The organism is Seonamhaeicola sediminis (assembly GCF_004358095.2).
In the GTDB taxonomy this organism is placed as follows: domain Bacteria; phylum Bacteroidota; class Bacteroidia; order Flavobacteriales; family Flavobacteriaceae; genus Seonamhaeicola; species Seonamhaeicola sediminis.
In genome coordinates this window covers 625,763-650,397 of record NZ_SMZJ02000004.1, presented here as the reverse complement: position 1 = coordinate 650,397, position 24,635 = coordinate 625,763, and the positions used below count along the sequence as shown (strand labels likewise).

Genomic DNA, 24,635 nt, shown 5'->3' with positions numbered 1-24,635 from the left:
TATTAGTTACTATAATCTTACTCAATTTCAGTATCATGAAGCGCTATTATTTCATACTAATAATATTACTGGGGTTGATTCTTACCTTAATAGGATGGATTAACATTAATATACAACCCGGTTATGTCCCTACAACTTTAAATGATTTTTTCATGCCTGGTTCGCAACCCTTGGAATCAGGAACATTTAACCACCCAGAACAGTGTGACAATTGTCATGGCGGTTATGACTCAGCCATTGAACCAGCTTTTACCTGGCGCGGTAGTATGATGGCACATAGTATGCGAGACCCATTATTTGAGGCCTCCTTAACAATAGCCAATCAAGATGCCATTGATAGTGGTGATTTATGTATTAGATGTCACTCCCCTGTAGGTTGGTTAGAAGGTCGCTCTACTCCTACTGATGGCTCTGCCCTTACTGATAATGATCATGAAGGCGTACAATGTCATTTTTGCCATAAATTAACAGACCCTTTAAGTACAAGCCCTACAGATCTTGCCTATATAAATACCTTAAGCAATCCAACTACAATACACGGCAATGGTATGTTTATTGTAGATTCTCAAGATTTACGTCGTGGTCCTTATAATGATATAACGCAAGTAAATCATGATGTACTTTATTCTGAATTTCATACTAAATCAGAATTATGTGCCACCTGTCATGATGTGAGTAACCCTGTATTTTCAAAACAGGCTGATGGCACCTATAAACCAAATACTTTGGATTTGCAGGCGCCTTCATTTGATACTTATGAAATGTTTCCTGTAGAACGAACGTATAGCGAATGGAAAATGAGTGCCTACAATACACCAACAGGTGTACCTTCGTCTGTATTTGGAGGAAATAAAGAGAATGTAATTTCATGTCAGGATTGTCATATGCAGGATATGACGGGTAAAGGAGCTAATAAAAACTACGTTCCTGTTAGAAATGATATTGGCCAACATGACTTAACCGGAGGTAACACTTTTGTTCCAGAATTAGTTAAAACATTGCATTTTCCAGATAATATTGAAATTCAAAATGCCATTAACGCTGGAATTGAAAGAGCCAGATATATGTTAGAGAATGCAGCCACTATGAATTTGTTTGTGACAGAATCTGGAAGCGGCTATAATCTAGATGTAGAGATCATAAATGAAACAGGGCACAAACTACCCTCTGGTTATCCCGAAGGCAGGCGTATGTGGATTAATGTAAGGGGCTATGATATCTCAGATAACTTGATATATGAATCTGGTGCTTATGATAGTGAAACAGCAACATTAGACCAAAATAGCACTAAAATTTATGAAGCTAAATTAGGTATGAGTGATGACGTAGCTGCATTAGCAAACATTAATGGTATGGGAAGTTATGTAGCTGGAGAATCTTTCCATTTTGCACTTAATAATATGGTTGTAAAAGACAACAGAATACCCCCACGAGGTTTTACTAATGCTAATTTTGAAGCCATTCAAGCAGCGCCGGTAGGATATTCATACGCTGATGGGGCGTATTCTGATATTACTTCTTATACTTTACCAATAGATACTTATGAAATTGAAGTAAAATTACTCTACCAAACCGTTTCTAAAGAATATATTGAGTTCCTGAGAGACAAGAATATTACAAATACCAAGGGAATTGAGCTTTATGATCTCTGGAGTACCCATGGAAAGTCAAGTCCAGAAATTATGCAAGAGGCCCAATTTTATACAAACACCCTAAATAATGCTGAAAAGAAATTAGAAGGCACTCTAAAAATTTACCCTAACCCAACATATGATATTTTAAATATTGATTTAGAAAAAATATCATCTAATAATTTACAAATTGATTTGTTCAATATCTCTGGTAGAAAGATTAAGACTGTTGCTTTCGATAAAACTAATACAAGCTTTGAAATTATAAAACTTGATACTTCTGATCTATCAGGTGGCACATATATTCTTAAAATAAGTTGGGATAATAAATCTATCAATAGGCGTATTGTAATAAGGTAAGAGAATGAAACTATAAGCTAGTCTTTTATTATTTTGTTGACATTATATAAAGTACTTTTTACTTTTCTATGTTAATAACTCAAACAATACAATTACAAACGAAGCGTTAATAATACTTATATTCGCAATTCAAAAAGTTATATTCGTCAGGTATCTAGAATGAAGTTTTTAATAACCAGCTTATTACTTTTTATTTCTTTCGATGCGCTTAGCCAGAATCGCTTCAATGATATAGAATCACTTGCTATGGCTATCGAATCTATTTTAGAAGATTCAACTAAAACAGATTCCTTGAATGTGGTTTCTGATAAGCCAAACATCAAATCAGAATATTGGAATCATACTGTTTATAACCCATACAAAGAAGTTCATGTTAAATTTCCATTAAAAATACAATTTGAAGACTCCACGTATCACTCTCCTATTGGAAAGGATAAAGTAGTTACGTCGCACTACGGATGGAGATGGGGACGTGCTCACAAAGGTATTGATATAGACCTAATTACTGGAGATAGTATATTTGCCATGTTTGATGGTGTAGTGAGGATGTCTAGATACACTAGTGGTCATGGAAGAACAGTAGTGGTAAGACATTACAATGGTTTAGAGACTGTTTACGCCCATTTATCAAGATATGGTGTTAAAGAAAATGATACGGTTGCTAAAGGTGATTATTTAGGTAAAGGTGGCACATCTGGTAATGCCCGTGGGAGCCATTTACACTTGGTTATAAATTACAAGGGGGTTTCAATAAATCCTGAATATTTATTCAAGTTTGATGATAATAATACCATAAGAGCTAAAGAGCTTTGGGTAACTAAAAAATGGACACAACCTATTTTTCATAATTCAAGAAGACAAAGCCATATTAAGCCTTTATTAACCAAAAAGGAAGCCTTGGCTAGTTTAATAAAACAGCGTTCTATTTATGTGGTAAGACCTGGCGACACATTATCCAGAATTTCAGTAAACAACAATGTAACTATTGCTTCTATTTGTAAACTTAACCAGATTAGGAGAAACTCTGTCATTAAAATTGGGCAGAAATTACTTATTGAAAAATAAACGGGTATATTTTTAAAACTCTAGTAAGATTCTATTTCTTTACCAAGAACAATGTCTCTGGTAGCAACCCATAAACCTTCTTTTTTATCTAACTTTAAAATTCTTTGAGGGTCTGTGTCTTCTACTTTAGCTCTACATTTACCAGTAAGCAAAGGATCGTCATCAAATAGAAATGTTTCTATTTTATATTCAGGTTTATTAGGTTCTTTAACTATTGGGTAAATTTGTTTTAATTCTTTTCCGTAAATAAAACTTCCAGGGACAAACGTATACAAGGTGTATTTACCATTTTCATCTGTTCTTACCCAACCTCTGTGGTGTACATAACGCTTTTTGTTATGTCTTTTTAGCTCAAAATTTCCGTTTTCATCAGTTTGGTGAACAAAGAGTAATATGTTTTTTGCCGGTGTGACACCATCACTTTCGTAAATAGTTCCAGTTATTTTGAGTTTATTTTTTTTTGAAGAAAAATCAGGAATGGTATCAATACTATTCAAATTCTTTTCCGAAAAATCATAAATAGGACTACGCTTTTTATAATTTTCAGGAATATCTTTTAAAACATCAGTAGGTTCCTGAGCTGTTACTACATAACAATTTGCTAAAATTAAAATAACAGAAATTATGACTATTATGTATTTAAATTTCATGGGGACAAAAATTAATTTATTTAAAATTAGAATATTATATCCCAGAACTAATAAAAACTATGTGAACTTTAAAATAAAACGATGAATTGCGATTTTATGTAAAAATTACCGATGAAATGACATTATAATATCTCTTATAATACCATTTAAATCATTCTCTTAATCAGTTCATAAATATTTAAAACTTAAATATAAGGCTACAAAAAACCCCAAGAGGACTTGGGGTTACTTGTAAATTAATAAATAGATTTTTCTTTTTCTATTTCAAAGTAAACTCTGAGGTTGATACAAGATCTTTATGATTGAAAACATTCACTACATAGCGACCTTTCTCATAGTCTTGTCCTTTAGTTGTTACAAACTCACAAACATTAAGGTTGGCATTTTCATAATTAAACTTACTAATAATACTGTAGTTTAAAGTTTTATCTTCAAATTCTACTTGCTCATTTAAACCTAATGTATTGTTTTTTGGGTCAATTACCTGAACATATAATTCTTGATCTCCTGCTTGTACCAAGTTATTTTTGGCAACTGTAAAGCAAACTCTAATTTTATCTGTTCTGCCAGCTCTTTCTGTTGGAATTAATTTACCAGATGTTCTTTCTATAACGCCAAAACCTTTTAAACCAACAGTTCCTAAAATAGAGGCATTTTCTACAACTTCAGCTAAAGCTGTATTTTGTACTAATAAAGAATCTGTAAACATAGTACGCTCTTCTAGTTTTACTCTCGTACTATCTAAAGAAGTTGCTAAATAAGAATTCTCAACTCGTAATGAATCATTTTGAGCCAATAATACATCCATTTCTTTTTGAAGTGATAAGTACTTCTTCTTATATCTCCATAGGCTTCTTACATTTGTTTCAGAAATTTTTAAAGAATCTATTAAGCCTTGAATTCTTTCTCTTGCCTCTACTAAACTCTCGTTAGTAACTTTATTTTCGCTTATAGCTTCATCATATTGCTTTGCCATGGCGTTTAAATCGTTCATAACTAACTGTTTCTCCTCAGTTAATTGTTTCTCGTTTTCTTTGCTATCACTATAAAGATTCATAGTGTAAAATCCAACTCCTAAAAAAAGAGCTAATGCTACACCTAGTGCAATTTTTAACCCCTGACTACTTTTGTTTCCTTCCATAATTACTTGTTTTTAATGTTTCTGTTAAGTTTAATACTTACTTAGTTTTACTTCTGATTTTATTACGCTATAATTAAATATTGATGTATTTTTATTCAAACTAATTTCTGGATGGACAAACTGATTTTATTTAAAAAATCGAACTTAAATAAACTTTTAAGCAAACGCCAAGGCGAAACTAAATTTGGGCAACACGTCAAAATTTTAACGAACATTTCTAACATATACGAACAACTTAAAAATTTGGACGTCGAGTATGTTATTTTTGGAATTCCTGAAGATATTGGTGTTTTAGCAAACCAAGGAAAATTGGGAACCTCTAAGGCATGGGATGCCACAATTAAAGTTTTGTTAAACATTCAAAGTAATATATATACTAGAGCAAAAGATATTTTAATACTGGGGCATTTAGATTTCTCACAAGAAATGGAGTATTGTGCTAAGCTTGATGTAGCTCAGAAAAAAGATTTAAAAAAAATTAGAGATTTGGTTAGCCAAATAGATACGCATATAACATATTTGGTGAATCAAATTGTTTCTGCTGGTAAAAAACCTATTATAGTTGGTGGTGGTCAAAATAATGCTTACGGTATTATAAAAGGAACAAGTTTAGCATTAAATAAAGCTGTGAATGCTGTAAACCTTGATGCCTACCCCGATTTTAAACCCGAAGAAGGTCGCCATAGCGGAAACGGTTTTAGCTATGCTTTTGCCGAAGGGTTTTTAGGTAGGTATTTTGCTTTTGGATTACATGAAAACTATACTTCTGAAAAAACGCTAACCACACTCAACAAAATTAAGGCGGTAAAATATAATACGTTTGAAAGTATTGAAGTTAAAAAGGATTTAGAGTTTGATTCTCAAATGGAACGTGCCTTGAAACATGTGTCTAAAGATACTTTTGGTATTGAAATAGATTGTGATGCCATTGAGGGTATACCAAGTAGCGCTATGACTCCTAGTGCGTTCAGTGTAAATAAAGTGAGACGATTTGTAAATTATTTTGCAAAGCATGAGCATGCGCAGTATTTACATGTTTGTGAAGCAACTCCTAAAAAGAAAACAGAGTACCAAATAGGAAAACTTATTACTTATTTGATCACTGATTTTATCAAGGTTTAAAAACATCTAACACTTCGCAATAACTTACTTGCTTTTCACACAGAATATTTAAAGTTTTTACAAGTAATTTATTTAATTCTTTATTATCAGGATAAATAGCATGAGCTAATTTAAATTCTTTGTAAGCACCACTAATGTTCCCATGGTACAATCTTTTTTTTCCAGAATTTATCAAAAAATTAAAAGCTCTTTGATTATTTCTTTTACGTAGCAAAATAATTTCCTCTCTCTGCGTATTGGAGTATTTCTCATATCTAGAGATTATAGGGTTTAACAATAATATTGCTGTAATAATAGCAAACAATACAGTGGTTGTAAATAAAATTGTTTTTCCCCAATGCAACTTAAGTTTTACTATGAACTTATTTAAACTATTTGAAAATGAAGACCTAAAAGAAGTATTTATTCTATGAGACTGTAGTTTCCTTATAGCGTTTCTTAATTCTCTTTCCTTTTTGGTTTTATAATCTAACTCTAAATAATTGAACATAATAGACTTTATTTATAAGTCTAATTGTTTTCATAAATGTTACGGAAAACACTGGCACCAATTATATTAATTCATGAAAAAATAGAAAGAAATAAATAGGACTAAAAAAATGAGGAAATATAAGACATAATCATTGAAATTATCCCTTTTCATCTTTGATTTCATCTTAGCTTTTAATTTTTTTTGTTCTATAGAACTTAGTTCTGGATGATTGAATTCTAGTTTTTTACTTGCACCTTTAGACAAATCTTTTCTTTTATCAAACCTAGCATTGACTTCTTCAATTCGTTCCTTTTGTCTCTGCAAAACATTCTTAAAATGATTTCTAGTCCATAGCATCTTAATTATTATTTGCTTTTAAAGAATCTATTTTTCTTTGGAGAGTTTCAATTTGAATTTCCTTTTCAGTTTTAATTAATGATGAATCTATTAATTGCTCAACAACATCAATCTTTTTTGTTTCTTCAATAAAATAATGACTTATACCCTCACTAGCTCTCCAAGCCTCATTTAATTGATCATACACCGTTTTATCCCATTGGCTTGGGTGTTTTACATCTATCCAAACAACATCACGGTATTCACTATCAACCAAAGCTAAATCTGGTGTGGCTGAGCCATCAAATTTATCAGCTTCATTGTCTCTTATAGCAGAAATGGTTCCTAAGAAAAACATGCGTTTTCTACCCGCTATATTTTTGATGTATGGTCTAAATTCTACGGGTTTGTTAACCGACCAATCAAATTCTTTCCTAGACTCGATTACTTTTAAAGGCATTGCCGAGACTCCTGCATAGCCTTGTTTCTTTGATGCATGGTCATAATAATAAAGTTTTTTGGTTCCATCAGCAGGAATAAAAACACTAAAGGTTAAACTGGTACGCTGATCACCAACAGGCTCTAGTCCAAACCAATGATACAATCCGCTATACGCATCAGAATCTGTATCAGAAAAATCAAAATCGGTTACAAAAGGTTGTTGATTTTGATCGTCTGGTAAATCTGGAATTTTAACAGCTGTTTCCATATTCCAAGGTAGAGGGTCACTAAAACCACCTAAAAATTTTAAAGACTCCGCTTGTATTCTTGATACTTTTTCAGCAAGTGTATTTTGCCTTGTTAGATAGGGATGGTTGTTCATTTCATTTGGACTTATGTATGTGCCCTTACCTATTAATATGCGTTCTATATAATCTTTAAAATTGTGTTCTCCAGCGTCTATCACCATAACCCCTCCAAAGGTTGGGTAAGGAAATAAGAACCCCTTCCATTTAATTAAACTTACCACTTGAACCCACTGTCCAGTATCATTTTTCATATAATAGGTGTCACTGGGTTCCATAGTAAACAACTTAAAAATATTAAATCGTTGCACTACGGCATTATAGGTGTTTCTACTAAACTTTAAAGATTCTCCTATGGAAAAAGTAACAGGTATTCTATTTTCATTTGAAAACCTTGGAAAAGGTGTGGTACTTGATACCGAAAATACTTCCTCAGTATTATCTGTAATACCTTGCCACACATACTTTTCAGTGGGTTGAATGGCCATAGTCCATTTATTTTCATCATCAACTCTAACTAAATGTGGTAATGATACATCTTTGGTCTCTCCTACACTTTCATTTGCCATTGAAAAAATGTTACGCAATGGTTGTATGCGTTCGTTTTGTGTTAGAGGTAATTCATTAATTTCAACCCGATTTAAACTATTGAAGACATTATATGTTTTCATGTAATCGTACATTTTAAAATGCCAACCAACTACATATAAAATACCAAAAAACGAAATCAAAACCCCTAAAACACCTAATCTACCACCAGTACTAGCTGTTTTTCTAAATTTTCTTAAACCAAAGAACAAAACCAACCCACTTAATAAAATGATGAAAACAAATTTTCTTAAAAATAATAGAAATGGCTGATAATCATCCCTTAAAACAAATAACAGAATTAGTAAAATTAATCCAATAATAATTGTATTTCGCTTTTGTTTTCTTCCTTTATTCCAATAAGATTTTATCATATTATATTTGTCATTCTGTACTTGTTTCAGAATCTTATTTGTTAATTATTTTTCTCTTTTTTGAGATCCCGAAACCAGTTCGGGATGACAAAAAGGTTTATTTTAAATATCCTTTATCTTTTAGACGCTCTCTGGCACTTTTACCTTGTTTTTTAGGTTCCTTCTGTAAGTCTTCTTCAGGCTCTTCTTTGAAATCTTTGGTTTTTATATCTTCAATAATGTCTTTTCCTTTTTCAATAGTTGCATTAACAACCTCACCTAAACTATCACTTTTTTCTTCAATTACTTTACCTGATTTTAAAACAAAATTGGCTAGGTAAGTTCCTATTAGAGTCCCTACAGAAATTGATGCAAAGGCTGAAATACCGTTATAACTTGTAAAAATTTCAAAAGGGGATAAAAATTGTATAATCAACCCTGTTACCAAAAAGAAACCAACCACGTAAACCAACCTTGGCAAAAAGGCTTGTTTGAATACAAACCCCTTTTTATTCTCTGGTTTCATTTGTAATTCTTTGCTATTAAATATTTTGTTGAAAAACCGATAAAGTTTATTTGCTTGGGATTCCCGCCAATAAATAAAAATCCCAAATAAAATGGCCGCAATAAAAATTACTAATTCTAGTCCCATGTTATTTTGTTAGTTAAAAGTTATAATATTTAATCTTCTGCCTATTAGTCTAAATTTCTTAAATATTGTTACTAATAGTCTCCACAACCCACGTCTTTAATGAGTCATCCCAACCTTCATAGTTTTTATAGAAATCTTCCTTATCATACCAATACCAATACAAAACATCTTTGGGAGCTATATTAACTAGTAATTTCCAAATTAAATCTTGATGCTTAGGTTCTAGTGATGAATGAGGTCTATGTAGGGCATCAAACATTTTAGGCTCAACAATATCAGATATTTTAAACTGGTTGCTTGTTTCTAGTTTTTCTAGATACCTTTCAACACTCATCACTTTTTTACGTGTATCTATATCCAATTTATTTAAGTAGCTTTTAAAAAGAATTGGGTTACTTAAAATATCATTTATAGGATGTTCTGTTTTCTTTAGCTGAAGCGACATTTCATATTTTTTGATACGTTCATAACGATCTGTTTTTACAGCCTTTTCCAAATTGTATTCAATTATGATATGTTCTCTTAATTTCACCATTAATTCCTTTTGGTGAATATGATATATGAGTACTTCATGGTTAGTATCCTTTATGGCCTCTTTATGCCATTTTCTGTCTTCAAAAATTACTATGGGAGAAATAAAATCTCTCAATACATAAACCCCACCAAAGGCTCTTGTGTAGAATGAACTTACTTTAAAATCTATGGCTGGAAGCTCTAAATCCCTTTGACGCAAATCACCATATTCTTTAGCCGATTTTAACAACTCTGCATGAACATCTTCATTAATAAAATTATAATCATGTTTAAACTTTTCTATTAACTGAAATTGTTCTTGTTGCTGATGATACAAATTATTCATTAAATGAAAATTAATATGTATTGTATCATACTTTAAAACATCCAATGGTTCATAAAAAGCATCAATTTTCTGATCAAAATCAATACAAATGGCAGAGTCTCTAGTAATATCTTTAATTTTATCACCATACATCTTAAAAATGTACTTAATCATCTCTCGATCAAAGGTATGGAATGGAAAATACACAGGCTTTCCTTTTTGCAAAGGTGTAATTATGATACCATGCGGATTTGCTTCTCCGTTATTTAGATAATTTAAATTCTGCTTTTCTTCAGCTATTTCAGGACTCCAACCAATTCCATCAATTAAAAAACTCTTAAGTTTTGTTGGAGTAAAGCCAAGTTTTGTTAGGCATTTATTATAACGGTCTACCAATTTTCCACTTACCGGAATTAGTTCACTTCTATATAAATTGGCTTCTATTAGTTTTTGCATTTCTGTCATTCCTGCGAAGGCAGGAATCTATTTTTATTATATTTATTGCTTTGTGGATTCCCGCCTACGCGGGAATGACAAACTATGCTATTAGTTTATGAATTATCGCATATTGCAATAACACAATAGTACGCGTATCAATTATTTCTCCATTATGAAGCATGTTCACGGCTCTATCAAAAGGAATTTCAATAACCTCAATATCTTCAGCTTCACTATCTAATCCACCGCCTTGATTTACTTTCATGGCATCTGTATATTCACCAACAAAAAAATGCATTTTTTCTGTCATAACACCTGGTGATGAATATCCTTCATATACTTTTTTTACTTCTTTAAGCCTAAAGCCAGTTTCTTCTTCGGTTTCTCTAATAATACATGCTTCAGGGTTGTCTTTATCTAACATTCCCGCGGCTATTTCTATTAAAGCCCCATCTTCATTGTCATTTAAATAAGTAGGCATCCTAAATTGTTTGATAAGTATAACGGTTCTTTTTTCTTTATTGTAAAGTAAAATACCAGCACCATCTCCTCTATCATATACCTCTCGCATTTGATTCACCCAACATCCGTTAGGCATTAAATAATCAAAAGTTACCCGATTCAGAACATAGTAGTTATCAGAAAGCAGTGTTTTCTCAATATTTCTTATCTTTTTGTTAATCATCTTCAAATGTTTTTCTGGCCTCCATTTCAATATTTAACTGATTTACTCTAGCATCAACTTTTCGTTTAAAATCGGTATCTGCTATTGTAGCCACATTATCTAAATATCTCACTACTTCTTGTCTTCTTATTTCAGAGAAATCCAGCCCTTTCATATTGGCTCTCATTAATTCCTGAAGCATATTGAATTTGGTTTCGTAATCTTGTTTGAAATAAACCTCAGGATTATCAAACCAATCATCCTCTAAGTCAAAATCGGTTAAACGCAATGATACTGCACTTTGAATATTTCTAACATCTCTAGATGAAAAGAATGGAAACTCTTTTTGCATTTCCTTATATAAATTGGCATAGAACAAATGTTCATTAGTTTTAAACTTTTTCTCAACATCCTCATAAATCTCATGCACACGTTGCTCCGAAGGTTTTTCAATAGCGCTTAAAATTTCACCCATATTTTTGGCTAAACCTTGATTTTGCAAATACTTATAATTGCTAGGCTCTTGCATGTTTACAAAATCTGGCAACGTATCATCTAATTTATGCCACCAAAGAAAATCTTGATCTAGAAAATCATGTTCTGTTCGTGCTCCATCAATTTTAAATCGTCCTTGAACACGTGAAATAACAGCCTTATCTAACATTTCTGGTAGATTAGTGAACAAACCTATAGAACTGTTGCCATAATTTACTGCATAAGCTCCTTCGGTATAGCGTAAAAACACGCCTATAACTTCCTTTACACCTGCTGACACTCCTTGAGCGGTACGTTCCTGTAAATTATTTTCAGCATCATCAATGGGCGCAAATATTAATTTTGAAGGATCTTGAAGGGGTTTCATCCATTCCACCATTTTTTCTGCAGAACCGCCTTGAAACGTACTTATCAAGGTGTCTGGCATGGGATGAAATAGAAATGGAATATCTAAGGTATCACAATGTTCTTTAAGTTTAGTTGCAATAGCTGCAATGAGCATACTCTTTCCTGTGCCAGGTATACCGTAACCCATAAAAACGGGCATAAAACCTCCAAGTTCTTGAAACGGATTCTTTTTAGCAATGAAGTCGTAACTCAACAAACGCTCGGTTAGTCTACGTGCAAAATGTTTAGCATCTCGGTTACCAACTATCTGTTCAAATTTAATTTTATTAAACGCTACACTTTTGGCGGTACCTGCAAACACATTATTCCATCCAGAAATTGCAAACTCAGAACTTTCTAACTTATAGGTCCTGTCTTCAATAGTTTCGGTATACTCTAAACTACTTTTGCGTAGTTGAATCTCATCAATTAAAGCTTCAAAATACACCACGGTAAAATCAATGACATCTTTATCTGATTTTACAATTTCAGGATGTCCCAAATATTTATCATAATAAAACAATGCACAAGAAATTCCTTTTATGGGTGATAATAATGACATCTCTGGAATGCCAACAAACTTCTGTTTCATTACACTTAAATCATCTGAAGCATGTGTTTTTAAATCATGTAATATTTTGTAAGCCATTGAAAATAGCATAAATGCTGTAGCAGTATGCATTTTACTTTCAAACTCACGTTTTCCGCTGGCATCTAAAGCCGACTTATTTTCATTTAAACTTGTTAATCCGGATGCATCATAATAACTGTCTTTTACCCATATACCCATAGTAATCCCTTCTTGAACAGCATAGAGTGTTTGATTTAAATAAATAGGAATAGCTACAGAATCTGGCAATAAGCGCTTTTTTAATGCTAAAATAGTTTTTGAAACTGATGTTATTTCACTGGTCGAGCTTCCATTATTAGCCCGAGACAAATACAAGAGAATAGAATCATCTTTGGCATCTTTATCTCGATTTTTTGCGCGAGCTCCCTGCTGCCATTGAATACTTTTTAAATAAGATGTTGCCTCATCACGAAGCATATCTAATTCTGATTGTTTTATTGGGAAAGTTGAGTTGTGTTCCATATTCAAGTTAAAAAGTTACATATTAAAAGTTGTGAGAGGCTTAGGCCTATTGTATTTATACTTTTAACTTTTTATTTTTTCAATTTTCAATTCTGCCATTTCAATAGGCGGTTTAGCCAATGTATTCATAAGCTCTGGACTTTTGTTGTAGAATAACTGAATGATTCTATGAGGCGCAAAGACATACTTTTGTTTATAAACTTCATCCCATCGTTGTAAAATTTGCTTGCTAAAGAAGCTCCCTTCCTTAAATTCACTTTTAGATGCCACTTGGTCTATTTTCATTGATAAGGCATAAGATTCCACAGGAATTTCTTTTTTAATAATGCCCTCCAAAATAAGATGGGTAAGTTCATTGGCATCTTTAGCAAACATATTGTGTAGTGGTCCCAAGTCTATTCTTTTTATAAGTTTTGGTGAAACTTTGTCTAACTTTCTGTCAATACCATAGGCCATGGTATCTAGATTCATTTTTCTATCTGCTACATGCTTTAATACTTCATAAATATCATCTTTATAATCGTTTATTATATTTCCATCATAATTGAAGTACATAAAACAGACAAATGGACGATTACTTGCTACATCATAAAAACTCCAACTAGTTAATAAATGGGCACCCGAATCTTTGGGGGCATTAACAATTTTACCCTGAACAAACCTGTTAAATATGTATCGTTTATTAACAGATGAATAGTACACAATAGATGCTGCTTGAAACAGCTTTGTTTTTTTAATAGGTTCCTTTTTTCGTAACAACGTATCAAGAAATTCTTCTTGCAATTCACTAACCGGAGTTAACTTACCTAGATAATCATCTCGCAACTCTAAATCGTTAAACAAATATCTAAACTCTAGGTAATTAGGGAAGCCAGACTCCGTTAAATCTACCTTCATATTATCTTCCTCATCATACATATACTTAACACGCATGGACTCTATTGAATATAGTAACAAATCACAATATTGCTTAAACATGTTAAGCTCTTGATTATTAATAATACTGTTTTGTTGCATAGCTACTATTAGTTCCTTGAACACATAATCTACCATTTTATGATAAAAAACATAGTGTTCCTTAGAATCTAATGTTGTTGAATCTAAAGGTGTAGTAATATGATTAATTGTCATGTTTTAAAATAATTGACAAGAATTTGATTTGCGTTAAGGATTAAAGCCCTTCTAATTTGCTCAGGATTAACTTCTCTTTTTTTAAATAAGATTAAATAGAAAGCCGGACCGCGCTTTTAAAAAAAAGCGCGGCAACGCTCTATAATTTTAAGATAGTAAATCGTCTTCTTCGGTTTTGGGTTTAGGGCTTCCTTCAGGAGCATTAACAGATCCATCTGGTTTGTTAGCTTCTGCTTTGTAATAGTCTTCAAAAAGTTCTTTCATATCTATACCATAGCGCTCTGCAAAATTCTTTTGGATATCAATATCTTTAGCTCTAATTTCTTGTAAAGCCTCAGCATAACTACTATAAACTCCCTGCATTACTTTTTCATGAACTGGAATATTGTCCATCATATCCTGACGTGCTTTGGCACTTGCTGTATGCATAGCTGCCAATGTTTCGCCAATATGCTCATCGGTTTTAACACCCAGGTGTTCTAAAATTGCAGCAAACTCTTGGTCTGTACGAGCTTTTAGAGCCACCACATAACCGTCGTAATACTTCAATCTTTCTTCGGTATCTGATTTTAATTTAGCTCGATGCGTTTGTAAATTACTGCGTAACGACGTTAATACTTTTATGGTTAAGTTGTGCTTGTGTACAAAGCTGTCTTTACTGGCAGCTAAAGTAGTATAAGCGTTTTTAAGCCCTTCTAATTCCTCTACTTTTTGCTCAAGTTCTGTAACTTTTCCAATGGCCTGTGCATATTCTGCAGATTGTTTATCGGCAATATCCTCCAATTCTTGTCGTGCTTGCTTTAATAAAGCATATTGTTCTTCAAGCCTGTCCTCTACTTCTTTCTTTTTTTCTAAAGCTTTTGTGTGGTTTTTTGTAGCTTCTACAATAGCGTCTTGCAATTTATCTTCTACTTCCTTAATTTCAACTTCACGATTTTTTAAACGTGTAACGGCAGCTTGACTCTTGTATGATAATTCGCTTAAGAGGGTTTGAACATCGGCATTTTCAATACGCTCTTGAAACATGGCTTTAGCTTTATTATCAGCTGCAGCTCTAACTTTTTCAGCATTTTTTAAGGTTTGTTCTGCTTTAGCAATTTTACTTTTACGCCCCCAAAGGTTATTCCACCACGTATCAGGTTTACTTTCGGCATCTTCTAACTCAACTTTAGCTCGTTCTAAAGCTTTTTGAGCATCATCAATCACTTTTTGCTCTGTGGCATTTAATGATGAAAATTTCTCAAACAAAATACCAACCTCATCTTGATAATCAGTTAAATCTTTAATGGCATCAAGAAGCGTTGTTCTGTCTTTTTCTGCCATGTGAACCACATCATCTAATGTGGCATTCAATATTTTTTGGCGTACTTCTGGATCATCTTCTTGTGCTAATTTAGATTTCATGGTGTCAATGGCTTTTCCCCAGTTAACATCTACTTTTTCTGTTTTTTCATTTGAACTGGTTTCTAATAAATCGAAATCATCAGACATAGTCGGTATAGTATTAAAGTTGAACAAATTTACTGACAAGCAATTTCGTTAAAAAAGATGACTTTTGAAATAGAAATCACTCATAATTATTTGTATTTAATATTATCAAATTGTTACAATTTTTTAATTTTTCGATGAAATGCAGGTTGTTTATGTAAGATTTTATTTCTTTAAAAGTAATCTAAACTCCTTGGTTATAAATGTATTATCGTTGTATTACGTCAAATCTATTAACATAATTTGTTTATATCCTTTTCATTATTAATTGTTTAGAGTGCTTTTAAATGCTATATTTGACATGCAATTAACCAGATTTCACCTATTTATGTCTCTTAACCTAACCTCATATTTTCTACTTGTAGCGGAATACACGATACTTACCGTTTTAATTGTAGTGGTAATCTTTTTTGCTTTATTGTTGATATTAGGCATTAGAAAGTCCTATAAATTAAAAAAGGAAAATGAACGATTAGATCAAATTAGTCAAGAACTAGCCAAGAAAAAAGAAGAGGAATATAAAGACTTTACTAGTGGGCATATGTATCAATAACCCCAAATATCATGAAAGCTTTACTTGTTTTTTTAGCTCAAAATAGTATTGAGCAAGCTGAAGTTGAGTCAATAAGGACTCTAATTAGTATTTTGTCAATATTCTCAATTACGGTACTACTCCTTTTAGTTTTAAACCTTAAAAAGGTCTACAAACAGAATAAGAGAATCAAATTTTTAGAAAATCAACTGAATTCATAAAGTAATGTTCTAAAAAGAACGAAAACCTGTGGTTCTGAATTTATTTCAGAATCTCTTTCTTCTAATAAGCAACGTTATGAGAACCTGAAACAAGTTTAGGTTGACGAAACAATTATCTTACTAATTTCTTATACTTAATTCGTTTCGGCATGATATCGCCACCCAATCTTTTCTTTTTATTTTCTTCATAATCTGAAAAACTTCCTTCAAAGAAATACACTTGAGAATCGCCTTCAAAAGCTAAAATATGGGTGCAAATTCTGTCTAAAAACCAACGGTCATGACTAATAACCACTGCGCAACCTGCAAAATTCTCTAATCCTTCTTCTAAAGCACGTAATGTATTAACATCAAGGTCGTTAGTAGGCTCATCTAAAAGCAATACATTACCTTCCTCCTTTAGTGTCATTGCTAAATGTAAACGGTTTCTCTCTCCTCCAGAAAGAAGCTTAACCTTTTTGTTTTGCTCACTTCCAGAGAAATTAAACCTACTTAAATAGGCTCTAGAGTTAACTTGTCTGCCACCCATCATAACCAACTCCTGTCCATCACTAAAGTTTTGCCAGATAGTCTTTTCTGGGTCTATGTTAGAATGACTTTGATCTACGTAAGCAATTTTAGCTGTATCACCTACAATAAACGCTCCTTTGTCTGGGGTTTCCTCTCCCATAATCATTCTAAAAATGGTAGTTTTTCCAGCACCATTAGGACCAATAACACCAACTATTCCTGCTTGTGGTAACTTGAAGTTTAAATCTTCATATAATAGTTTATCATCGTATCCTTTACTAACACCAACAGCTTCAATAACATTGGTTCCTAGTCGCGGACCATTAGGGATGTAGATTTCAAGTTTTTCATCTAATTGTTTTTGATCTTGACTTAATAACCTATCATAATTCTTTAAACGGGCTTTCTGTTTCGTCTGGCGTCCTTTAGCACCTTGTCTTACCCATTCTAGCTCTCGTTCTAAAGTTTTTTGACGTTTTGAAGCTGCTTTTCCTTCTTGAGCCATTCGTTTAGATTTTTGGTCTAACCAAGAAGAATAGTTTCCTTTCCAAGGAATACCTTCACCTCTATCTAACTCTAGAATCCAACCAGCTACATTATCTAAAAAGTATCTATCATGAGTAACCGCTATAACAGTTCCTTTATACTGTGCCAAATGATGCTCCAACCAATGTACTGACTCTGCATCTAAATGGTTGGTAGGCTCATCTAAAAGCAACACATCTGGCTCTTGAAGTAATAATCGGCACAAAGCCACACGACGACGTTCACCTCCTGATAACACCCCTATTTTTTTATCGCTATCTGGTGTTCTAAGTGCATCCATAGCTATTTCAAGTTTGGTATCTAATTCCCAAGCATTGGCAGCATCAATCTGATCCTGAAGTTCAGCTTGACGGTTCATGAGTTTCTCCATTTTATCAGGATCACTATAAACCTCTTCCAAACCAAACATATCGTTTATTTTGTTGTATTCATCAAGAATTGCAACGGTTTCAGCAGCACCTTCTTTAACAACCTCTAAAACCGTTTTTTCATCATCTAATTGAGGTTCTTGCTCTAGATATCCAACGGTGTAACCTTGAGAAAACACCACATCCCCTTGATAATTTTTATCAACGCCAGCAATAATTTTCAATAATGTGGATTTACCTGAACCGTTAAGTCCTAGTATCCCAATTTTAGCTCCATAAAAGAAACTTAAATAAATATTCTTTAAAACTGGTGTATTTGCACTTTGAAATGTCTTGGTAACACCAGACATTGAAAAAATTATCTTTTTATCATCACTCATTACACTCTTCCTTTTAATGCGTTAAACACCCAAGCAATAGCGAAAAAACCAAAACCTACTGCTGCAAATCCCCAACCTGCTATTTCATCATATCTAAAAGCTCCTAGAGCAATCAACCCTAGTCCTACAAAAATCATTATCCATGTTGCCCAAGACAACACGGTGTTTTTATTCATTGCCATAATCTTTTCTTTTTATTATTGAGAGTAGCAAATATCGTATTTTTAAATAAAAAAGCATCCAAAATTTGGACGCTTTAATGAAATTTTACTTTAATAAAAGCTACAGTGAAATCATAGGAACTTCAATAAATAATAGTTCTGTGGTTTCTATAGTCTTTATGGTAAAGCTATCAGTTTCCGAAATACCAACAGCATCTCTAGAACTAAGTTTTGTGTCAGCTAAATTATATGTTCCTGAAATATTCATAACATATACCCCATGATCTTTACTTTTAAGGTTGTAATTAAATGTTTCACCTTCTTCCAGATCAATTCTAGATATTTTAACATCTTGATGAATTTTTAAGCTTGTAGTATCAGCATCTTTAATAGATGTAACCAACGTTTGAAGCTTTCCTTTTCTATCGTCAACTTTAAAAGATTTTTGACCATATCTTGGTGTTACATCACGCACTTTGGGAATGACCCAAATTTGAAATAAGCTTAAATACTCATTATTAGAACCATTAATTTCTGAGTGTTGCACCCCTGTACCAGCACTCATGACCTGCACTTCTCCAGGCAATACTTCTTCCCAAACATCATGCATATTATCTCTGTGTTTTAATACCCCTTTTAATGGGATAGTAATAATCTCCATATTGTCATGCGGATGCGTTCCAAACCCCATTTTAGGTGCTATTATATCATCATTCAAAACGCGTAAGGCTCCAAAATGAATGCGTTCTGGATTAAACCAACCAGCAAAACTAAATGAATGGTTTGCTTGCAACCAACCATGGTTTGCAAAGCCTCTAGTATCTTTTTTATGTATAATCGTTTTCATTATAAATCCTTTCTGGGTTACCCCTTTTTTTAATTATCTAATTTTATCTAAGAGAAAACTTAATTGTTCTGCCTCGGCAGTAGTTAAGTTTTCTAATAAATCTTCTTTAAAATCTTTATCAATTGACTCTAACAATTGTAAACCTTCTGCTGTAATTTCAATGTGTACCACACGTCTATCACTGGAACAGGGTAGTCTTCTTATAAGTTCTTTAGCGCATAACTTATCCATTAACCGTGTAGCGTTGGGAGCTCTTTCTATCATACGCTCTTTAATAGTTTGTACTTTTATGGGTTTTCCTGCACCTCTTAAAATACGTAAAATGTTAAACTGCTGAGGTGAAATCCCGAATGGTTTAAAAAACTCATTTTGGTGGCTATTTATCCAATTAGCTGTATAAATAATATTTACCAAAGCTTTTACTTTATTATTAAGGAACGTAGAATTTATGTCTTTTGAAATGTCTCCCATCAAGATAGATTTTATGGTGAATTTATATAGTGCTAAAGTGCTTTATTAAATACTTTTATATGTTTTTTTAGTTCATCATTTAAAGTTTTGTCAATTATCTTTTGTTCCGAAAAATTTACTTTAAAAGATGGTAAAGAAAACACACCTGTAATGTTTGCTGCATGCCTAGGAAAACGGTCTTGAGCTATACTCAAAACGGAAGCTCCTCCTCTAGCTCCTGGTGATGTTGCCATGAGTAGCATGGGCTTTTCACCCCAAAAATTACCGTTAATTCTAGATGTCCAATCAAAAATATTTTTAAAAACTGCTGAATAGGCTCCATTATGTTCTGCTAAAGACAATAACACACCATCTGCTTCATTTATAGCTTTCAGGAACTTATGTGCATTATCTGGAATACCATATTCATTTTCATAATCTATACTGTACAATGGCAATTCATAATCATTTAAATCTAATATGTAAGCATCAACATCTTCAACTAAACTAGCTGCATAAATAACTAATTGTTTGTTTATGGATTTTTTGCTGTTACTTCCTGCGAATGCTAAAATTTGTTTCATATTGCTATTTTTTCACTTACAAATATAGAAATAACAATAATATATTCCAAGGAATATAATTCCATGTTATATATTTTATGATTTTATTAACTATTTTCATAAAAAAAGTAACTTTTTGTACATTAGCATAAACGAATCTACACATGGATATTAACTTCAACAAAAACGAAGATCATAACAAACTTTTACTTTCAGAACTAAACAGAAGACTTATAAAAGTCAAGCTAGGAGGCGGTACAAAAGGCATTGAAAAACAACATACAAAAGGAAAATTAACTGCCAGGGAGCGTATTGACTATTTATTAGATAAGAATGTTAAAAGTATTGAAATTGCATCATTAGCAGGTGAAGATATGTATCCTGAACATGGGGGTTGCCCCTCTGGTGGTGTGGTTGTTAAGATTGGATACATTAAAGGTAAACAATGCATAGTTGTTGCAAATGATGCTACTGTTAAAGCTGGAGCATGGTTTCCTATTACTGGGAAAAAGAATCTTAGAGCACAGGAAATTGCTATAGAAAACAGGTTGCCTATTATTTATTTAGTGGATTCTGCAGGTGTATATCTGCCAATGCAAGACGAAATTTTTCCTGATAAAGAACATTTTGGACGCATTTTTAGAAATAACGCCATAATGAGCAGCATGGGCATTACCCAGATTGCTGCGGTAATGGGTAGTTGTGTTGCTGGTGGTGCGTACTTGCCTATTATGAGTGATGAGGCTTTAATAGTTGATAAAACCGGAAGCATATTTTTAGCAGGTAGCTATTTGGTAAAAGCTGCTATTGGTGAAAGTATTGATAATGAAACTTTGGGTGGTGCAACCACGCATTGTGAAATTAGTGGCGTTACCGATTATAAGGCTAAAGACGATAAGGACGCTTTAGATAAAATAAAAAATATCGTTGATAAAATTGGAGATTACGATAAAGCGGGATTTAATAGAATTGATGCTAAAAAACCTACTGAGAATCCAGAAGATATTTTTGGTATTTTGCCTAAAAGTCGTGCAGATCAATATGACATGTATGAAATTATAAAACGATTAGTTGATAATTCGGAATACGAAGAATATAAAGCAGGTTACGGACAAACCATCATCACCTGTTATGCGCGTATCGATGGTTGGGCGGTTGGAATTGTAGCTAATCAACGCCAAGTTTTAAAAACCACAGGCTCTAAAACCAAACCTACCGAAATGCAGTTTGGTGGTGTGATTTATAATGATTCGGCAGACAAAGCCACACGATTTATTGCGAATTGTAACCAGAAGAAAATCCCGCTAGTGTTTTTACAAGATGTAACCGGTTTTATGGTAGGAAGTAAGAGTGAACATAGTGGCATTATTAAAGACGGTGCTAAAATGGTAAATGCAGTTAGTAATTCGGTTGTTCCAAAATTTACTGTAATTATTGGAAATAGCTACGGAGCTGGCAACTATGCCATGTGCGGAAAAGCCTATGACCCAAGATTGATTGTATCATGGCCAAGTGCAGAATTAGCAGTTATGAGTGGTAATTCTGCTGCTAAAGTTTTGCTTCAAATTGAAAAAGCATCTTTAGAAAAGCAAGGTGAAAAGTTTACTAAAGAGAAGGAAGAATTACTTTATAATAAAATCAAGGCTAGATACGATAATCAGGTATCCCCCTACTATGCTGCTGCTAGAATTTGGATAGATGCTATTATAGACCCTTTGGATACCAGAAAATGGATAAGCATGGGTATTGAGGCTGCAAACCATGCCCCAATTAATAAACCCTTTAACTTAGGAATACTTCAGGTATAGTTTCAATTCTATTTTATTTTTTCGTAACTTATGATTTATAAATCAACAACTTATAAGTCATGGGAACAATTAAAGTATTAAACAAATGGGCAAATAGGCATTCCTATTTTCCAATTGATATTTTACGCATTGCTCTGGGGGTTTTTCTTTTTGTTAAAGGAATTGACTTTATGGGAAATAGCGAGATGTTGGCACAATTATTAAAACCTGTCCAAAATATGGCAGGCACTATGATTGTAGTTCATTATGTAGCTCCAGCACATTTTCTTGGAGGCATTTTAATTGCTTTTGGACTATTAACTAGGTGGGCTATAATTGCTCAAATACCAATAGTGATAGGTGCTGTTGCCATCAATTTTATTGGAGAAATGCACACTACTAACCTTGTTTTAGCAATAACTACTTTGCTGGTTTGTGGATTCTTTTTAGTTTATGGTTCTGGGAAACACTCTTGCGATTATTATTTTAAGATGCAGAAATAGAAATAAAAAAAGCGCAACTCTAAGATTTGCGCTTTTTACTTTTTTGAGTATCTACTTCAATAATTTTAATGTTTTTTGTCTGTGTATTTTACCCGAAAGTGTTTCTGCAAATTTTGGTAAATAGTAAATATTCTTTGGTACCTCATATTTGTTTAAAGTTTCAAAAATAGCTTTGTTTAATGAGTTTTCTTCTCCTTCTATCAAGAGCACTAATTTCTCTCCCAACTCATCATCTGGTAATGAAGACACAAAAAATTCACCTTTAATTTTCCCCCGAAGTTTCTGCTCTATTTGCTCAGGATATAACTTTATTCCGCCAGAATTAATAACATTGTCATACCTTCCCAACCAATCAAATGTAGTGTTGGAATATACTTCAACAATATCGTTGGTTACTAACTTTTCGTCAGTTAAATGAGGAGCCTCAATAACTAAACAGTCTCTTTCATCTTTTGATACGGTTACACCTGGTAAGGTTTGGAAATATTTTTCAGAATCATCACCCGTAAAATTATTCAGCTTTCTAACTGCTATATGAGAAATAGTTTCTGTCATGCCAAACGTTTCATAAATTTGGGTTTTTTTATCCTGAATCATTTCCTTAATACTATTTGAAACACGTCCACCACCTACAATAGCAGTTTTTAACGATTTAAGGTATTTAGCAAAGTTTTTAAGCTGCAGTGGAGTAAAAGCACAGAAGTCATAATCTTTCACCAAGTCTATTCTTGGATTTGCAGAAGGTTTTACTATATCTAACTCTAAACCAAGAATGACGGCTCTAACAATCATCATCTTACCTGCTATAAAGTTTGAGGGTAAACAATTCAAGATTTTTTTACCCGGTGTAAGATTAAAAAAATCACCAGTAACTATGGCAGAATTTACCATAGCCTGCTTTTTAATTTTAATCTTTTTAGGCTTTCCTGTAGAACCAGATGTTTGAACTTCAACAAAATCTTCTCTATCTAACCAATCTAATAAAAACAGTCCTAACTCTACTTGGTATGGCTCGCCTTCTTTTGTAAAACTGTAAGCAACCTCCATGAGGTCTTCATAATTATAATGGTAATTGTTTAGTTTAAATCTATTGTGTACATTTTTATATGTAGGAGTCATGAATTTTATATTTTGTCAATTAATTTGTTCTTATCTCGTCTATAATTTTATAATCTTCTTTGGTTGGTACCTCAACTGTACCAAACAACCTATCTTTCCAATTGGTCCATTTATATTTCTTAGAAAGAATAAAAAGTAAAATTGGAAATACAATAAAAACTGGAAAAAATATTTCCATAAATCCAATCTTTCCAGGGTCTGACATGTCTTTTAAGACAGAATGCGTTTGGAAAGCAGTCCAATCGGCAGTTACCAATAACGCTGTAAACAAATTATTGGCAGCGTGAAAGCCAAGTGCCAACTCCATACCTTCATCCATTAGTGTTGTTATACCTAAAAACAATCCTGTTCCTATATAATACACCATTATTATATACCCCAATTTTTCTACTTCTGGGTTAGCAATATGTAATAAACCAAAAACAGCAGACGTCATGATAAGAGGAATCCACTTGTTTTTTACAATAACTCCAATGCCCTGCATTAAATATCCTCGAAATAAATATTCCTCAAAACTGGTCTGTAAAGGCACCATGATTATGGCTATGACACACAGGATTACAAAAGGAACTAATTTAAAATTCACCTGATAATCTCCTGGCTCTGCAATAAAAAAGTAATCAATTAATACCAATCCGCTAGATACCACTCCCCAAAGTATAAATACAAACCAAAAGCGTTTCCAATCTATTTTTTTTCTACTGGTTGTTAGATGTGTAAATGATTGTTTATGCAATAATTTAGATACTAAAATTACACCTACTAATCCTGCAACAAAAGACAAGAGCATTAAAAATAAACTTAAATTGGGCTCTAAAAGTGATAACATTTTAGATTCATCTAAATTAGCCATATCACCACCCTCACTAAACACTTTTGCTACAACTGCCACTGTAAAAGGAACTTGTCCTATAACAACTGCTATAACAACGATTACAACACCTACTAAATACCGCCACCAATCGTGTAATACATTAAATGCTTGAGCTATATACATT

Annotated in this window: 23 protein-coding genes; 6 read left to right on the top strand and 17 right to left on the bottom strand. The window is 32.8% G+C overall.

Annotated elements, in window-relative coordinates:
- The first annotated feature begins 35 nt into the window (after positions 1-35).
- Both E1J38_RS09045 and E1J38_RS09040 read left to right on the top strand, forming a co-directional pair.
- Positions 36-1,991 (top strand): T9SS type A sorting domain-containing protein, encoded by a 1,956-nt coding sequence (locus E1J38_RS09045; protein ID WP_133356660.1) that lies wholly within the window; start codon positions 36-38, stop codon positions 1,989-1,991.
- A gap of 159 nt (positions 1,992-2,150) precedes the next feature.
- Positions 2,151-3,056, top strand: a complete 906-nt coding sequence (locus tag E1J38_RS09040) for a M23 family metallopeptidase (protein ID WP_186525847.1) — start codon at positions 2,151-2,153, stop codon at positions 3,054-3,056.
- Between the two features lie 20 nt (positions 3,057-3,076).
- On the opposite strand, the gene E1J38_RS09035 is transcribed toward E1J38_RS09040, so the two are convergent.
- Together E1J38_RS09035 and E1J38_RS09030 are read right to left on the bottom strand one after the other, a co-directional pair.
- Positions 3,077-3,706, bottom strand: a complete 630-nt coding sequence (locus tag E1J38_RS09035) for a peptidase associated/transthyretin-like domain-containing protein (protein WP_255449841.1) — start codon at positions 3,704-3,706, stop codon at positions 3,077-3,079.
- 259 nt (positions 3,707-3,965) lie between these two features.
- The gene (locus E1J38_RS09030; RefSeq protein WP_133356661.1) at positions 3,966-4,847 is read right to left on the bottom strand and encodes a DUF8428 domain-containing protein; all 882 of its coding nucleotides are present in this window, start codon (positions 4,845-4,847) and stop codon (positions 3,966-3,968) included.
- A 111-nt stretch (positions 4,848-4,958) separates the two neighbouring features.
- Between E1J38_RS09030 and E1J38_RS09025 the strand changes: the two genes are divergently transcribed.
- Positions 4,959-5,969 carry a formimidoylglutamase gene (locus E1J38_RS09025; protein WP_133356662.1) on the top strand — a complete coding sequence of 337 codons (1,011 nt, stop codon included), beginning with the start codon at positions 4,959-4,961 and terminating at the stop codon, positions 5,967-5,969.
- On the opposite strand, the gene E1J38_RS09020 is transcribed toward E1J38_RS09025, so the two are convergent.
- The 8 genes from E1J38_RS09020 to E1J38_RS08985 form a co-directional block, all read right to left on the bottom strand.
- A complete protein-coding gene (locus E1J38_RS09020) occupies positions 5,959-6,459 on the bottom strand; it encodes a hypothetical protein (RefSeq protein WP_133356663.1) in 501 nt (166 codons plus the stop codon). The two genes, E1J38_RS09025 and E1J38_RS09020, sit on opposite strands and share 11 nt — an antisense overlap.
- 340 nt (positions 6,460-6,799) lie before the next feature.
- Positions 6,800-8,485 carry a hypothetical protein gene (locus tag E1J38_RS09015; protein ID WP_133356664.1) on the bottom strand — a complete coding sequence of 562 codons (1,686 nt, stop codon included), beginning with the start codon at positions 8,483-8,485 and terminating at the stop codon, positions 6,800-6,802.
- Between the two features lie 97 nt (positions 8,486-8,582).
- Positions 8,583-9,116, bottom strand: coding sequence for a hypothetical protein (locus E1J38_RS09010; protein ID WP_133356665.1), 534 nt, complete (start codon positions 9,114-9,116; stop codon positions 8,583-8,585).
- Positions 9,117-9,174: 58 nt separating this feature from the next.
- Positions 9,175-10,410, bottom strand: coding sequence for a DUF6638 family protein (locus E1J38_RS09005; protein WP_133356666.1), 1,236 nt, complete (start codon positions 10,408-10,410; stop codon positions 9,175-9,177).
- Positions 10,411-10,492: 82 nt separating this feature from the next.
- Positions 10,493-11,077 (bottom strand): NUDIX domain-containing protein, encoded by a 585-nt coding sequence (locus E1J38_RS09000; RefSeq protein ID WP_133356667.1) that lies wholly within the window; start codon positions 11,075-11,077, stop codon positions 10,493-10,495.
- Positions 11,070-13,031, bottom strand: coding sequence for an AAA family ATPase (locus E1J38_RS08995; protein ID WP_133356668.1), 1,962 nt, complete (start codon positions 13,029-13,031; stop codon positions 11,070-11,072). The genes E1J38_RS09000 and E1J38_RS08995 overlap by 8 nt, the downstream gene beginning before the upstream one ends.
- 63 nt (positions 13,032-13,094) lie before the next feature.
- Complete coding sequence (locus E1J38_RS08990; RefSeq protein WP_133356669.1) at positions 13,095-14,162, bottom strand: hypothetical protein; 1,068 nt, start codon at positions 14,160-14,162, stop codon at positions 13,095-13,097.
- Positions 14,163-14,309: 147 nt separating this feature from the next.
- A complete protein-coding gene (locus tag E1J38_RS08985; RefSeq protein ID WP_133356670.1) occupies positions 14,310-15,653 on the bottom strand; it encodes a microtubule-binding protein in 1,344 nt (447 codons plus the stop codon).
- A gap of 298 nt (positions 15,654-15,951) precedes the next feature.
- Here E1J38_RS08985 and E1J38_RS08980 point away from each other — a divergent pair, with 298 nt between their 5' ends.
- Complete coding sequence (locus E1J38_RS08980) at positions 15,952-16,203, top strand: hypothetical protein (RefSeq protein ID WP_255449838.1); 252 nt, start codon at positions 15,952-15,954, stop codon at positions 16,201-16,203.
- A 312-nt stretch (positions 16,204-16,515) separates the two neighbouring features.
- Here the strand turns inward: E1J38_RS08980 and ettA are convergent, their stop codons facing one another.
- The 5 genes from ettA to E1J38_RS08960 form a co-directional block, all read right to left on the bottom strand.
- Positions 16,516-18,207: an energy-dependent translational throttle protein EttA gene (gene ettA / locus E1J38_RS08975; RefSeq protein WP_133356671.1), complete on the bottom strand. Its 1,692-nt coding sequence runs from the start codon at positions 18,205-18,207 to the stop codon at positions 16,516-16,518.
- Positions 18,207-18,389, bottom strand: a complete 183-nt coding sequence (locus tag E1J38_RS15100; protein ID WP_186525846.1) for a CAL67264 family membrane protein — start codon at positions 18,387-18,389, stop codon at positions 18,207-18,209. The genes ettA and E1J38_RS15100 overlap by 1 nt, the downstream gene beginning before the upstream one ends.
- 100 nt (positions 18,390-18,489) lie before the next feature.
- On the bottom strand, positions 18,490-19,215 hold the full coding sequence (locus E1J38_RS08970; protein WP_133356672.1) for a pirin family protein: 726 nt from the start codon (positions 19,213-19,215) through the stop codon (positions 18,490-18,492).
- Positions 19,216-19,248: 33 nt separating this feature from the next.
- Entirely contained in the window at positions 19,249-19,686 is a 438-nt protein-coding gene (locus E1J38_RS08965) for a MarR family winged helix-turn-helix transcriptional regulator (RefSeq protein ID WP_133356673.1), read from the bottom strand.
- A 32-nt stretch (positions 19,687-19,718) separates the two neighbouring features.
- Positions 19,719-20,249: an NADPH-dependent FMN reductase gene (locus E1J38_RS08960; protein WP_133356674.1), complete on the bottom strand. Its 531-nt coding sequence runs from the start codon at positions 20,247-20,249 to the stop codon at positions 19,719-19,721.
- 143 nt (positions 20,250-20,392) lie between these two features.
- On the opposite strand from E1J38_RS08960, the gene E1J38_RS08955 reads away from it, so the two are divergent.
- Together E1J38_RS08955 and E1J38_RS08950 are read left to right on the top strand one after the other, a co-directional pair.
- Entirely contained in the window at positions 20,393-22,036 is a 1,644-nt protein-coding gene (locus E1J38_RS08955; RefSeq protein WP_133356675.1) for an acyl-CoA carboxylase subunit beta, read from the top strand.
- A gap of 59 nt (positions 22,037-22,095) precedes the next feature.
- Positions 22,096-22,518 carry a DoxX family protein gene (locus E1J38_RS08950; protein WP_133356676.1) on the top strand — a complete coding sequence of 141 codons (423 nt, stop codon included), beginning with the start codon at positions 22,096-22,098 and terminating at the stop codon, positions 22,516-22,518.
- Positions 22,519-22,569: 51 nt separating this feature from the next.
- On the opposite strand, the gene E1J38_RS08945 is transcribed toward E1J38_RS08950, so the two are convergent.
- Together E1J38_RS08945 and E1J38_RS08940 are read right to left on the bottom strand one after the other, a co-directional pair.
- The gene (locus E1J38_RS08945) at positions 22,570-23,637 is read right to left on the bottom strand and encodes an AMP-binding protein (RefSeq protein WP_133356677.1); all 1,068 of its coding nucleotides are present in this window, start codon (positions 23,635-23,637) and stop codon (positions 22,570-22,572) included.
- A 19-nt stretch (positions 23,638-23,656) separates the two neighbouring features.
- Positions 23,657-24,634, bottom strand: coding sequence for a CPBP family intramembrane glutamic endopeptidase (locus E1J38_RS08940; protein ID WP_133356678.1), 978 nt, complete (start codon positions 24,632-24,634; stop codon positions 23,657-23,659).
- Position 24,635 lies beyond the last annotated feature (1 nt).

Bases quoted from the DNA above. Each gene is read 5' to 3' on its own strand.
- E1J38_RS08950 (WP_133356676.1), top strand. From the start codon at position 22,096: ATGGGAACAATTAAAGTATTAAACAAATGGGCAAATAGGCATTCCTAT.
- E1J38_RS09040 (WP_186525847.1), top strand. From the start codon at position 2,151: ATGAAGTTTTTAATAACCAGCTTATTACTTTTTATTTCTTTCGATGCG.
- E1J38_RS09025 (WP_133356662.1), top strand. From the start codon at position 4,959: ATGGACAAACTGATTTTATTTAAAAAATCGAACTTAAATAAACTTTTA.
- E1J38_RS15100 (WP_186525846.1), bottom strand. From the start codon at position 18,389: ATGGCAATGAATAAAAACACCGTGTTGTCTTGGGCAACATGGATAATG.
- ettA (WP_133356671.1), bottom strand. From the start codon at position 18,207: ATGAGTGATGATAAAAAGATAATTTTTTCAATGTCTGGTGTTACCAAG.
- E1J38_RS09000 (WP_133356667.1), bottom strand. From the start codon at position 11,077: ATGATTAACAAAAAGATAAGAAATATTGAGAAAACACTGCTTTCTGAT.
- E1J38_RS08945 (WP_133356677.1), bottom strand. From the start codon at position 23,637: ATGACTCCTACATATAAAAATGTACACAATAGATTTAAACTAAACAAT.
- E1J38_RS08955 (WP_133356675.1), top strand. From the start codon at position 20,393: ATGGATATTAACTTCAACAAAAACGAAGATCATAACAAACTTTTACTT.
- E1J38_RS09010 (WP_133356665.1), bottom strand. From the start codon at position 9,116: ATGGGACTAGAATTAGTAATTTTTATTGCGGCCATTTTATTTGGGATT.
- E1J38_RS09035 (WP_255449841.1), bottom strand. From the start codon at position 3,706: ATGAAATTTAAATACATAATAGTCATAATTTCTGTTATTTTAATTTTA.
- E1J38_RS08940 (WP_133356678.1), bottom strand. From the start codon at position 24,634: ATGTATATAGCTCAAGCATTTAATGTATTACACGATTGGTGGCGGTAT.
- E1J38_RS08965 (WP_133356673.1), bottom strand. From the start codon at position 19,686: ATGGGAGACATTTCAAAAGACATAAATTCTACGTTCCTTAATAATAAA.
- E1J38_RS09030 (WP_133356661.1), bottom strand. From the start codon at position 4,847: ATGGAAGGAAACAAAAGTAGTCAGGGGTTAAAAATTGCACTAGGTGTA.
- E1J38_RS08960 (WP_133356674.1), bottom strand. From the start codon at position 20,249: ATGAAACAAATTTTAGCATTCGCAGGAAGTAACAGCAAAAAATCCATA.
- E1J38_RS08980 (WP_255449838.1), top strand. From the start codon at position 15,952: ATGCAATTAACCAGATTTCACCTATTTATGTCTCTTAACCTAACCTCA.
- E1J38_RS08995 (WP_133356668.1), bottom strand. From the start codon at position 13,031: ATGGAACACAACTCAACTTTCCCAATAAAACAATCAGAATTAGATATG.
- E1J38_RS09020 (WP_133356663.1), bottom strand. From the start codon at position 6,459: ATGTTCAATTATTTAGAGTTAGATTATAAAACCAAAAAGGAAAGAGAA.
- E1J38_RS09045 (WP_133356660.1), top strand. From the start codon at position 36: ATGAAGCGCTATTATTTCATACTAATAATATTACTGGGGTTGATTCTT.
- E1J38_RS08970 (WP_133356672.1), bottom strand. From the start codon at position 19,215: ATGAAAACGATTATACATAAAAAAGATACTAGAGGCTTTGCAAACCAT.
- E1J38_RS09015 (WP_133356664.1), bottom strand. From the start codon at position 8,485: ATGATAAAATCTTATTGGAATAAAGGAAGAAAACAAAAGCGAAATACA.
- E1J38_RS08985 (WP_133356670.1), bottom strand. From the start codon at position 15,653: ATGTCTGATGATTTCGATTTATTAGAAACCAGTTCAAATGAAAAAACA.
- E1J38_RS08990 (WP_133356669.1), bottom strand. From the start codon at position 14,162: ATGACAATTAATCATATTACTACACCTTTAGATTCAACAACATTAGAT.
- E1J38_RS09005 (WP_133356666.1), bottom strand. From the start codon at position 10,410: ATGCAAAAACTAATAGAAGCCAATTTATATAGAAGTGAACTAATTCCG.